Annotated in this window: 7 protein-coding genes; 1 reads left to right on the forward strand and 6 read right to left on the reverse strand. The window is 68.3% G+C overall.

Annotation, left to right across the window (positions count from 1 at the left end):
- Positions 1-92: 92 nt before the first annotated feature.
- Positions 93-1,295, reverse strand: coding sequence for an ROK family transcriptional regulator (locus OG299_RS10720; protein WP_266634184.1), 1,203 nt, complete (start codon positions 1,293-1,295; stop codon positions 93-95).
- A 584-nt stretch (positions 1,296-1,879) separates the two neighbouring features.
- On the opposite strand from OG299_RS10720, the gene mgtA reads away from it, so the two are divergent.
- Positions 1,880-4,624, forward strand: coding sequence for a magnesium-translocating P-type ATPase (gene mgtA, locus OG299_RS10725; RefSeq protein ID WP_327361353.1), 2,745 nt, complete (start codon positions 1,880-1,882; stop codon positions 4,622-4,624).
- A gap of 68 nt (positions 4,625-4,692) precedes the next feature.
- On the opposite strand, the gene OG299_RS10730 is transcribed toward mgtA, so the two are convergent.
- The 5 genes from OG299_RS10730 to OG299_RS10750 all read right to left on the reverse strand — a co-directional run bounded on the left by OG299_RS10730 (position 4,693) and on the right by OG299_RS10750 (position 12,243).
- Positions 4,693-5,619 carry a carbohydrate ABC transporter permease gene (locus tag OG299_RS10730; RefSeq protein WP_266634180.1) on the reverse strand — a complete coding sequence of 309 codons (927 nt, stop codon included), beginning with the start codon at positions 5,617-5,619 and terminating at the stop codon, positions 4,693-4,695.
- A 13-nt stretch (positions 5,620-5,632) separates the two neighbouring features.
- On the reverse strand, positions 5,633-6,577 hold the full coding sequence (locus OG299_RS10735) for a carbohydrate ABC transporter permease (protein ID WP_327361354.1): 945 nt from the start codon (positions 6,575-6,577) through the stop codon (positions 5,633-5,635).
- Between the two features lie 23 nt (positions 6,578-6,600).
- Complete coding sequence (gene ngcE / locus OG299_RS10740; RefSeq protein WP_405700478.1) at positions 6,601-8,028, reverse strand: N-acetylglucosamine/diacetylchitobiose ABC transporter substrate-binding protein; 1,428 nt, start codon at positions 8,026-8,028, stop codon at positions 6,601-6,603.
- 296 nt (positions 8,029-8,324) lie between these two features.
- Positions 8,325-11,039 carry an aconitate hydratase AcnA gene (gene acnA, locus OG299_RS10745; RefSeq protein WP_327361355.1) on the reverse strand — a complete coding sequence of 905 codons (2,715 nt, stop codon included), beginning with the start codon at positions 11,037-11,039 and terminating at the stop codon, positions 8,325-8,327.
- Positions 11,040-11,238: 199 nt separating this feature from the next.
- Positions 11,239-12,243, reverse strand: coding sequence for a LacI family DNA-binding transcriptional regulator (locus tag OG299_RS10750; protein WP_327361356.1), 1,005 nt, complete (start codon positions 12,241-12,243; stop codon positions 11,239-11,241).
- Positions 12,244-12,278 lie beyond the last annotated feature (35 nt).

Here is a 12,278-nt window from a genome sequence, read left to right on the forward strand (position 1 = left end):
CAGCGTTGCGGCCGAGGTGGACGTGAGTCAACCTCGGCCGCAGTTTGCCGTCAAGGAGTGAATCCTTAACGAGATGACAACGGTGCCATCCGTTATCTAACTGAAGGCAAGAGCTTGAGGGTCGGAGAACCGGCCAGAAGGGTCGAATCGCCCATCTCGCTCAGTACCAGGGCCAGTGCGCCGAGCACCTCGGCCCGGCCGCCCAACGACCCGGTGAGCACGGACAGTTGCCGTGCCGCGCTGGGGATCGCGTACCGCCCGACCGACTCACGTATGGGGGCCAGGATCAGTTCACCGGCCTCCGCCAGCGAACCCCCGAGCACCACGCGGCTCGGATTCAGAACGTTGCACAGGTTCGCGACACCACTACCCACATGGCGGCCCACGTCCGCGATGACCCGGCGGCAGCCCGGGTCACCCTCCCGGGCCAGTTCGACCACCCGCTCCATGGTGAGCTCGGGCCCGTGCGTGCTCTGCAGCAGCGGCAGCACGTATCGGGCCGCGGCGAAGGTCTCCAGGCAGCCGCGGTTGCCGCAGCGGCAAACCGGGCCGGACTCGTCGAGGGTGATGTGCCCGATCTCGCCGGCGGTGCCGCCGGGACCCCGGTAGATCTGCCCGTTGATCACCAGGCCGGCGCCGACGCCGCTGGCCACCTTGATGTACGCGAGGTCCTTGACCCCCCGGCCGCTCCCCCACACCAGCTCCCCGAGCGCTCCGAGGTTGGCGTCGTTGTCCACGTACACGGGCACGCCGAGGCGCTGCGAGAGCTCGCGCCGCGGGTTGATCCCGGCCCAGCCCGGCAGGATCGCGGTGGAGCCGAGGGTCCCGGACTCCACGTCGATGGGGCCGGGGACGCCGAGCCCCACGCCGATGACCTTGTCCAGGCCCACTCCGATGCCCGCGATCAGCTCTCCGACCAGGGCTTCGGCCCGGTCGAAGCCGTCCGCCCAGGAAGCGTCCACGTCCAGCGGGGCGGATTCCTCGGCCAGGACCTGGTGGGCGAGGTTGCCGACCGCCACCCGCAGGTGCGTGTGGCCGAAGTCCACGCCGATCACGATGCCCGCGTCGCCGCTGAGCGAGACGCTGCGCGCCCGCCGGCCGCCGGCCGAGGTGTCCGTGACCTCGACGGTCCCACCGTCCTTGAGCTCGCGGACGATGTTGGAGACCGTGGCCGCCGACAGTCCGGTGGACCGGGCGATCTCCGCCTGGGTCAGCGAACCCGCGAGCCGCACCGCCCGCACGACCCGTTCGAGATTCGCGCGGTGCAGTGAAGACTGCGATCCGGGAGTCTGCACGACTCATCCACTCCTGCCCATAAGCGACGGCCGACCGTCGCCCCCCGAGCCGGCATCGCGGCTTGGTGCTCCGAGACCCCGGCGTCTCTCCAACTTGTGAACCTTAAGTCGAGCCTTTGGCCCTCCAGACGTCAAGAGGCTGACACGGAACGAATCGGCCACTACCAGTCATAAGTATGAAAGACATCCCTCTAGATCGTGCTACGGTCGCTGAGGCGCCGGTCCTCTGCGGCCTTTCCGGCCGGATCGGGCGCCCTGTAATGACGGCGCGACGCAAGGAGGTGTTCGGGATGAGTCCCGATCGAAGTCTTTGCAGCGCTCTCGTCGGCTGACCTTGATCAGCTGATCCTTTCCTGAGTGCGCACGGCTGCGGTGCACCACCGCCTTCCTCGTGCGTTTCTGCATTCCTTCTTTCCCCACCCCGCCTTTCCTTCCGCACGCCCCGGCCCATCCGCCGGGCGTGCGTCATCCATGCCCATCGGCGTGTCCGCCGGCGCTTCGCGCCGCCCTGCGCCGACCCATGATCACTCCACGTGACCGCGCGGCTTCGCGCTGCCCGGACGCAGTGGAGGGAGGTATTCGTCATGACCATGCTCACCCCCCGTACTCCGACCAAGCTCGCACCGCCGGGCAAGGGCCGCCGCGAGCGCAAGGCAGCCGAGCTGGAGTCCCGTACCCGGCTCGCCGGCGAGCGGCTCGCCGGATTCAGCGCCCGCCCCGGCGCTCAGGTCCTGCAGGACCTCTCCGCCACGCGCAACGGCCTCACGCACGCCGAGGCGGCGCTGCGCCTGGAGCGGCACGGCGCCAACGTCGTCGCCCACGAGCGCGCCCCGCGCTGGTGGGTCCAGCTGGCGAAGGCGTTCCGGAACCCCTTCATCGCCGTCCTCGTCTTCCTCGCCGCCGTCATGTGGTGGCAGGACCCGGCCGATCCCGGCGTCGTCATCCTCTCCGTGATGGTGGGGATCAGCGGACTGCTGCGCTTCTGGCAGGAGTTCCGCTCCGGCCGCGCCGCCGACGCACTGAAGAAGCTCGTCACCACCACCTGCGCGGTGCAGCGCCGGGCCGGCGGCGCGGGGCCGACCACCCTCGAGGTGCCCATGGACCAGGTGGTCCCGGGCGATGTGGTGAAGCTGGCCGCGGGTGACCTGATCCCGGCCGACCTGCGGCTGATCACCTCCAAGGACCTGATGGTCGGCCAGGCCGCACTGTCCGGCGAGTCCCTGCCGGTGGCCAAGGCCGACGCTCCCCCTCGCTCCGCCGGGGGGACCCCCAGCTCCGAGGACCTCGGCCAGTTCGAGACCACCGACCCGGTCGAGGCCGACAACCTCTGCCTGATGGGGACTTCGGTCACCTCCGGCACCGCCACCGGCGTGGTCGTCGCCACCGGCGCCGACACCTACTTCGGCTCGATGGCCGGCTCGCTGGTCGGCGAGCGCCCGCAGACCAACTTCGACGACGGCGTGCGCAAGGTCAGCTTCCTGCTGATCCGCTTCATGCTGGTCATGGTCCCGGTCGTGTTCGCGGTCAACGGCCTCACCAAGGGCGACTGGGACGAGGCCTTCCTCTTCGGCATCGCCGTCGCGGTCGGCCTGACCCCCGAGATGCTGCCGATGGTCGTCTCCGCCAACCTGGCGCGCGGCGCGGTCGCCATGTCCCGGCACAAGGTCGTCGTCAAGCGCCTCAACGCGATCCAGAACCTGGGCGCGATGGACGTGCTCTGCACGGACAAGACCGGCACCCTCACCGAGGACCGGATCGTCCTGGACCGCTACCTGGACGTGCACGGCAACGAGGACGACGAGGTCCTGGAGTACGGCTACCTCAACTCGCACTTCCAGACCGGCCTGAAGAACCTGATGGACCAGGCGGTCATCAACCGGGTCAACGAGGCCGAGGAGGTTGTCGTCGACGCACGGTTCTCGATGGTCGACGAGATCCCCTTCGACTTCGCCCGCCGGCGGATGTCCGTGGTGCTGGGCCGCAACAGCATCGTGGGCGATCTCGGCCGCTCCGAGCACGTCATGATCACCAAAGGTGCGGTGGAGGAGGTCCTGGACCTCTGCACCCACATGACGGACCGCGGCCGGAAGGTCGAGCTCACCGATCAGCTGCGCCGGCACGTCACCCGCATCGCCGAGGACAACAACCGCCAGGGCCTGCGCGTCCTCGCCGTCGCCACCCGCACGATGAGCGCCCCGCGCGACACCTACTCGGTCGCGGACGAGGACGGGCTGACCCTGGTCGGCTTCCTCGCCTTCCTCGACCCGCCGAAGGCCGACGCCGCCCGGGCCCTGCAGGCCCTGGCCGACAAGGGCATCGCGGTCAAGGTCGTCACCGGCGACAACGACCTCGTCGCCGCCCGGGTCTGCGCGGACGTGGGCATCGACGTCGGGCACGTGGTACTCGGCGCCGAGATCGACGCCCTCGACGACACGGCGCTGCGCGCCCTTGCCGCCCGTACGACGGTCTTCGCCAAGGTCAATCCGGTCCAGAAGGCCCGGATCGTACGGGCCCTGCAGGCCGACGGGCACACCGTCGGCTTCCTCGGGGACGGCATCAACGACGCCGCCGCGCTGCGCGACGCCGACGTCGGCATCTCCGTCGACACCGCGGTCGACATCGCGAAGGAGTCGGCGGACATCATCCTGCTGGAGAAGGACCTGACCGTCCTGGAGCAGGGCGTGATCCAGGGCCGGACCACCTTCGGCAACACGATCAAGTACATCAAGATGACGGCGTCGTCGAACTTCGGCAACGTCTTCTCGGTCCTGGTGGCGAGCGCGTTCATCCCCTTCCAGCCGATGCTCGCGATCATGCTGCTCGTGCAGAACCTGGTCTACGACATCGCGCAGCTGGCGACGCCCTGGGACCGGATGGACGAGGAGTACCTGCGCAGGCCCCGCAACTGGGACGCCAAGGGCATCGGCCGGTTCATGGTCTGCATCGGCCCGATCAGCTCGATCTTCGACATCGCGATGTTCGTGATCATGTGGAACGTGTTCGGTGCGAACAGCGAGGCGGAGCAGGCGCTGTTCCAGTCCGGCTGGTTCATCGAGGGCCTGCTCTCGCAGACCCTGATCGTCCACATGATCCGTACCCGGAAGATCCCCTTCATCCAGTCCCGCGCCTCCTGGCCGGTGATGGTGATGACCGTCCTCGCGGTGCTGACCGGGCTGTACCTGCCCTTCTCGCCGCTGGCCGGATCGCTGGGCTTCGTGCCCCTGCCGGCGGCCTACTTCCCGTGGCTGATCGGCGTACTGCTGGCGTACTGCACGCTCACGCAGCTCCTGAAGACCCTGTACATCCGCCGGTTCGGAACCTGGCTGTAGGCGCCCCGCACGACGGCCGTGCGGACGGCCGGGGGCGATCGGCGTCGCCCCCGGCCGTCGCCGCCCCGCTACTTGAGGGTGGCGGAGGTCAGGCCGGCCTGGATCTGGCGCTGGAAGGACAAGTAGACCACCAGCATCGGGATCATCGCGATGGTCACGCCGGCGAACAGCACCGGCAGGTCCGTCTCGTACCCCATCTGGTACTGCAGCTGGATCAGGCCCTGGGTGAGCATGTAGCGCTCGGGGTCCGATCCGGTCTGCGGCTGCATCAGCACGGAGGGCAGGATGTACTGGTTCCACTGGCCCAGGACATTGAATATCCCGACGCTGATCAGGCCGGGCTTGGCCATCGGCAGCATCACCTGGAAGAAGATCCGGGTGTCGGAGGCCCCGTCGATCACCGCCGCCTCGTGCACGGCCGTCGGCAGCGTGCGGAAGAACGAGTGCATGAAGAAGACGGTGAAGGGCATCGAGTAGGCCACGTACACCAGGATCAGACCCTGGTACGTGTTGAGCATGTCCAGGCGCTTGACCATGAAGAACAGCGGGACGAGCGCCAGGAAGACGGGGAACATCGCCCCGCTGACGAAGAAGTAGTAGAAGAGCCGGTTCCCCGGGAAGGGGTAGCGGGCCAGCACGTACGCCGCCATCGAGCCGAGCAGCATGGTCAGCGGGACCGAGAACACCATCACGATCAACGTGTGGGCGAAGTAGTCGCCGATGCCCTTGTCCCAGGCCCGGGAGAAGGCGTCGAAGTGCCAGTTGGAGGGCCAGCTGAGGGCCGATCCGCCGATCTGGGAGTCGGTCTTGAACGAGCCGAGCGCCAGCCAGATCAGGGGCAGGACGATCAGTATCGCCCAGACGGCGAGGAACCCGTGCGAGAAGACGTTCAGCACCATGCCGTCGGAGCCGGTGTTCCCGCCCTCCTTGGGGCGACCGCTCCCGCCGGACCGCTCCGCCGAGGCTTCGCCCGGCGCCTTGATCACTGTGGTCATCGTAGTCTCCCGCTCAGAACTCGATGCGCTCGCGGCGGGTGGCGCGCAGCGTGACGATGGAGAGGATCATGGTAAGGACGAGCATGACCACGCCCATGGCGCAGGCGTAGCCGCTCTTGCCGAAGTACAGGAAGTTGCGCATCAGCACCGTGGCCATGACCTCGCTGTGGTGGTCGGGTCCGCCGCCGAACTGGCCGGAAGTCATGGTCGACACCAGCACGAACATGTCCATCGCGGCGATGCCCAGGTAGACCGCGGAGGTCTGCACGGAGTCCCAGAGCAGGGGCAGCGTGACCTTGAGGAAGGTCTGGGCACGCCCGGCGCCGTCCAGCAGGGCGGCCTCGTAGATGTCCTTGGGTACGGACTGCATGGCGGCCGAGAACAGGACCAGGTAGAAGCCGACTCCGTGCCAGACCACCACCAGGAGCAGGCACCACACGACGAGGTTCGGCTGGTTGAGCCATTCGACGGGGTGGGCCGGGTCGACCAGGCCCAGCTTGGTGAGGAATCCGTTGAGCAGGCCGCCCTCGTCGCTGCGGTACACGGCGCCGAAGAGCACGGCGAGGATGGCCAGCGACAGGACCTGCGGGAAGAAGTAGACGATCTTGTAGACGGAGGATCCGCGGACGCCCCGCACCCCGCCGGCCCCGCTGCGCCCTCCCACGTTCACCATGAAGGCGAAGAAGAGGGCCAGCAGGATGGTGACGGTCGGGACGAACACCAGGAGCAGCAGGTTGTGCCACAGGGCGCCGCGGAAGACCTCGTCCTTCATCAGCGCGGCGTAGTTGTCCAGGCCGACGAAGTCGAACGTGGGCGACTGTCCGGACCAGTTGGTGAAGGAGTAGCCGAACGTCTGGATGTACGGCCAGATGACGAAAGTCAGGTACAGCGCGAGCGGCAGGAAGAGGAAGCCGGCGATGAAGCCGATCCTTCCCTTGCCCTGGGCTACTTGGCTCATGGTGTCCGCCTCTTGGACGTATGTCAGCTGCGGTGGTTGTTCTTGGCGTTCGGGTCCTTGGCAGCCTTGTCTACCGCAGCCTGGGCCCGCTTGATCCACTCCTTTGGCTGGATCCGCTTGGCCATCAGCTCATTGGACGCGTTCTGGATCTCGGTGTCCATCTCGCTGTACCAGTCGGGGTACAGGTAGCTGAAGGTGTTCGATCCGGCCGCCTTGACGGCCGTGACCGCCGATGCGGTTCCCGGGCGGAGCTTGACGTTGGGGTCGACGCCGTCCTTGACCACCGTGAGGGAGTTGGCCTGCTGGGCGAAGATGGTCGACCATTCGCGGGACAGCATCGAGCGGAGGAACTCCAGGCCGCCGGCCTTGTTGGCGGCCTTCTCCGGGACGATGAAGGGTTCGCCCGCGCCGGCCCGGATGGCCTCGAAGGGCAGCTTGCTGTCGGCCAGCGTCGGCACCGGCAGGAACTTCATGTCGAAGTCCTCCGGGGTCTGCTTGAGCTGCTCGTTCTCCAGCCAGGAGCCGGAGGGGATGAAGGCGGCCTTGTACTGGTTCCAGGCGGTCTGGGACTCCGTGTGGGTGAGGCCGTTGGTGCCGGCCATCAGCAGGTCCTTCTCGACGACCTCGTAGACGGCCTCGACGGCGGCGAGGGCGGCCGGGTTGCCCTCGAAGGCGTTCGGCTCCAGGTTGTCGATCGCCTTCATGGCCTCCAGACCGCCCTTCTTGGCGATCAGGTCCATGATGACGACGTTGATGTAGTACGGGAACTTGCCCTGGTGGGCGAGTCCGCCGATGCCGGCGGCCTTGGCCTTGGTGCAGATGTCGAGGAACTCGTCCCAGGTCTTCGGCTCGGCCCAGCCCTTCTCCTTGAAGAGCTTGCCCGAGTACCAGAGGCCGAACACCGTGTAGACGTAGTAGAGGGCGACGAACTTGCCGCCCTGGGTACCCTGTTCGACGGTGCCGGGGAGGAGCATGTCCCGCACCTTCTTGGCCGGGTCGTCGAGCGAGGGCGCGTCGAGCACCTGGGTGAGCTCGGCGAGCTGGCCGCCCTTGGCGAGGACGTCGACCTTGATCTGCTGGGCGCCGGAGTCGTCGATGACGTCCGGCGGGTTGCCGCCGTTGAAGCGGGCCTGGAGCTTGGCCGCGATCTCCTGGGTGCCCAGGTGGGAGCTGGTGGTGCCCCACTTCTTGTCGAAGGCGGCCTCCCAGGCCTTCGCGTAGTCGTCGCCGAACCCGCCCTTGAAGACGACGACGTCCAGCTTGCCGCCCTTGGCCACGCCGAAGGGGTTCTCCTTGGTCACCGCACCCTTGTCCGGCCCCTTCGTGGACGTGTCCTCACCCCCGGAGGCGCAGGCGGACAGGAAGCTCATCGTGGGCACCGAGATCAGTCCCAGCGCCACGGAGCGCTTGATCAGGTCACGGCGGCCGATGCCCTCACCAGTGGATCCCATGCTCATGTCCTCGCCTTCGTCAGAAGTGTGAAGGAGGCCGGAAATCGCGACGGTCACCGCACATACGGACATCACCGCAGGTCCCCGCCATCCCCCTGTCCGGTGCCGCTCGTAACGCGGTGATCCGGACGGGCACAGGTATAGTCCACTTCCGCTCGTGTGAGCAAGATCATGCACACGGTTGTCCGTCAGCTTTTCCGAGTTGAGACCTCCCCGAAACCTGGCCCGGGCCTGGAAAAAGCGGAAGGGCCGTACCCCCTTAACGGGGATACGGCCCTTTGGTGCCGCTAAGGTGCTCAGCCGCGGATGAGGTTGCGGAGCACGTACTGCATGATGCCGCCGTTGCGGTAGTAGTCCGCCTCACCCGGGGTGTCGATGCGGACGACCGCGTCGAACTCCACACCGGTGTCGGTGGTGACCTTGACCGTGCGCGGGGTGGTGCCGTTGTTCAGCTCCTCCACACCGGTGAAGGAGAAGGTCTCCTGGCCGGTGAGGCCCAGCGCGGCCGCCGAGGCGCCCTCCGGGAACTGCAGGGGCAGCACGCCCATGCCGATCAGGTTCGAGCGGTGGATGCGCTCGTAGGACTCGGCGATGACGGCCTTGACGCCGAGCAGCGCGGTGCCCTTGGCCGCCCAGTCGCGGGACGAGCCCGAGCCGTACTCCTTGCCCGCCAGGATGACCAGCGGGATGCCGGCGGCCTGGTAGTTCTGCGAGGCGTCGTAGATGAACGCGACCGGCGCGCCCTCGGCCGTGAAGTCGCGGGTGAAGCCGCCCTCGGTGCCCGGCGCGATCTGGTTGCGCAGGCGGATGTTGGCGAAGGTACCGCGGATCATGACCTCGTGGTTGCCGCGGCGGGAACCGTACGAGTTGAAGTCGCGGCGCTCGACGCCGTGCTCGGTGAGGTACTTGCCGGCCGGGGTGTCGGCCTTGATCGCACCGGCCGGGGAGATGTGGTCGGTGGTGACCGAGTCGCCCAGCTTCGCCAGCACGCGGGCGCCGGCGATGTCGGAGACCGGGGTGGTCTCCATGGTCATGCCCTCGAAGTAAGGGGGCTTGCGCACGTAGGTCGACTGCGGGTCCCACTCGAACGTGTTGCCGGTCGGGATCGACAGCGCCTGCCACTGGGCGTCGCCCGCGAAGACGTCCTGGTAGGACTTGGCGAACATGTCCTCGCCGATGGCGTTCGCCACGACGTCGTTGACCTCGGCCTCGGAGGGCCAGATGTCCGCGAGGAAGACCGGCTTGCCGTCGAGGTCCGTACCCAGGGCGTCCTTGGTGATGTCCACCTTCATGGAGCCCGCGATGGCGTACGCGACGACCAGCGGCGGGGAGGCCAGGTAGTTCATCTTGACGTCGGGGTTGATGCGGCCCTCGAAGTTGCGGTTGCCCGAGAGCACCGAGGTGACGGCGAGGTCGGCCTCGTTGATCGCCTTCGAGATCTCCTCGTCCAGCGGACCGGAGTTGCCGATGCAGGTGGTGCAGCCGTACCCGACGAGGTTGAAGCCCATCTTGTCGAGGTACGGGGTCAGGCCGGCCTTGTCGAAGTAGTCGGTGACGACCTTCGAACCCGGGGCCAGGGTGGTCTTGACCCAGGGCTTGCGGGTCAGGCCCTTCTCGGACGCCTTCTTGGCCACGAGCGCCGCGGCGACCATGACGTAGGGGTTCGAGGTGTTGGTGCAGGAGGTGATCGCGGCGACGGTGACGGCGCCGTGGTCGATCTCGAAGGAGGTGCCGTCGGCCAGGGTCACCAGGGTGGGCTTGGTGGGCACACCGTTGGAGGACGCCGGGGCGTCGGACGCCGGGAAGGACTCCTTGCCGGCCTCCTCGTCGTCGCTGACGTAGTTGCGCACGTCCTGCGCGAACTGCTCGGCGGCGTTGGCGAGGACGATACGGTCCTGCGGGCGCTTCGGGCCGGCGATGGAGGGGACGACCGTGGAGAGGTCGAGCTCCAGCTTCTCGGAGAAGTCCGGCTCGGCGGCCGGGTCCAGCCACAGGCCCTGCTCCTTGGCGTACGCCTCGACGAGCGCGACCTGCTGGGCGTCGCGGCCGGTCAGGCGCAGGTACTTCAGGGTCTCGTCGTCGATCGGGAAGATCGCGGCGGTGGAGCCGAACTCCGGCGACATGTTGCCGATGGTGGCGCGGTTCGCGAGGGAGGTGGCGGCGACGCCCTCACCGTAGAACTCGACGAACTTGCCGACGACACCGTGCTTGCGCAGCATCTCGGTGATGGTCAGCACCAGGTCGGTGGCGGTGGTGCCGGTCGGCAGCTCGCCGGTCAGCTTGAAGCCCACGACGCGCGGGATCAGCATGGAGACCGGCTGGCCGAGCATCGCGGCCTCGGCTTCGATGCCGCCGACGCCCCAGCCCAGCACGCCCAGGCCGTTGACCATGGTGGTGTGCGAGTCGGTGCCGACGAGGGTGTCGGGGTAGGCCTGGCCGTTGCGAACCATGACCGTGCGGGCCAGGTGCTCGATGTTGACCTGGTGGACGATGCCGGTGCCCGGGGGGACGACCTTGAAGTCGTCGAAGGCGGTCTGGCCCCAGCGCAGGAACTGGTAGCGCTCCTTGTTGCGGCCGTACTCCAGCTCGACGTTCTGCGCGAAGGCGTCCTTCGTGCCGAACTTGTCGGCGATGACCGAGTGGTCGATGACCATCTCGGCGGGCGAGAGCGGGTTGATCTTCGCCGGGTCGCCGCCGAGGGCCTTCACGGCCTCGCGCATGGTGGCGAGGTCCACCACGCAGGGGACGCCGGTGAAGTCCTGCATGATCACGCGGGCCGGCGTGAACTGGATCTCCTCGCTGGGCTGGGCCTGCGAGTCCCAGTTACCGAGCGACCGGATGTGGTCGGCGGTGATGTTCGCGCCGTCCTCGGTACGAAGCAGGTTCTCCAGCAGGACCTTCAGGCTGTAGGGAAGGCGGGCGGAGCCCTCGACCTTGTCCAGCTTGAAGATCTCGTACGACTCGTCGCCCACCTGCAGCGTGCTGCGGGCGTCGAAGCTGTTCGCCGACACGACAGTCTCCTTCATGCATGAAATTCGCGCGTTTTACCGCAATCCTGCCGCCACGCCCTGTGGCCAATCCGCTAAGGTAAGGCTAAGTTAGGTAATCCTTACCAGCAGGGGCGGCTGCGGTACGCCTTCGGCAGATATCTCGATGTCGAGATAACTCTAGTGCATTGCCGCGCCCTGGTCATGCACGGCATGGGCCAGATCACAGGGAAGGCGTACGGGAAGACGCACGCACGGTCAGCCCGGCCGGGACGGTCAGCCGGCCCGGCGGCGCGCCCTGCGGGGACTCCAGCAGGGCGACCAGCGCGGCGACGGCTTTCTCCCCGATCACCTCCGGCCGCAGGGTCACGGTGCTCACTGCCGGGTCTCGAGTCGCGTACGAGGGATCCTCGCTCGCGCAGACGAGCCGCAGCTCGTTCGGTATCCGCAGCCCGTGCCGGGCGGCGGCGGCCAGCACCTGGCTGCCGCCGGGGTCGTACACGCAGTACACGGCGTCGGGGCGCAGGCGCCCGGGCGCGGCGAAGGCGGCGTCGAAGGCGTGCCCCCGGGTGTCCTCGGGGTCGAAGGGGACCACCAGCGCGGCCGCCCCGCGCGCGGCGCACCAGCGGGTGTAGGCCGAGGTGACGGCCTCGGTGTAGTACTCCCGGCCGTACGCGGAGTGCAGCGCTATCCGCCGGGCCCCGGAGGCGGCGAGGTGGTCGAGGACCTCGTGGGTGGTGGCCTCGTGGTCGTTGTCCACCCACACGTCCTCGGGCCACGGGTCCGGGGGACGGCCGTCGAAGACCACCGGCAGGCCGCGTGCGCGCAGGGCCCGGAGCACCGGGTCGCCGGCCGGGCTGTCGAGCAGCAGCATCCCGTCGACGGCGAGGGTGTGCCAGAGCGGCTCGGCGCCCCGGTCGGCGGGCAGCACGGTCAGGGCGTAGCCGCGGGCGTGGGCGGCCGCGGTGGCGGCGGTCAGCAGGCGCGAGAAGTAGGCGATCTCGACGAAGTTCCAGGCCGAGCCCGCGTACGTGGTGACGGCGAGGCCGAGCGTACGGGTGCGGGGGCCGCGGCGGGCGCTGTAGCCGAGGGCGGCCGCCACCTCGCGGACCCGGCGGCGGGTGGACTCGCCGACGCGGCCGGTGCCGCCCAGCGCGTGCGAGACGGTCGCGGTGGAGACCTCCGCGGCGCGCGCGATGTCGGCGATGGTCGGTCCGGGCCCGGGCACGGGGTCATCGTACGGACGGCGGTGCGGATTTCGTC

This window comes from Streptomyces sp. NBC_01296, from assembly GCF_035984415.1.
GTDB lineage: Bacteria > Actinomycetota > Actinomycetes > Streptomycetales > Streptomycetaceae > Streptomyces.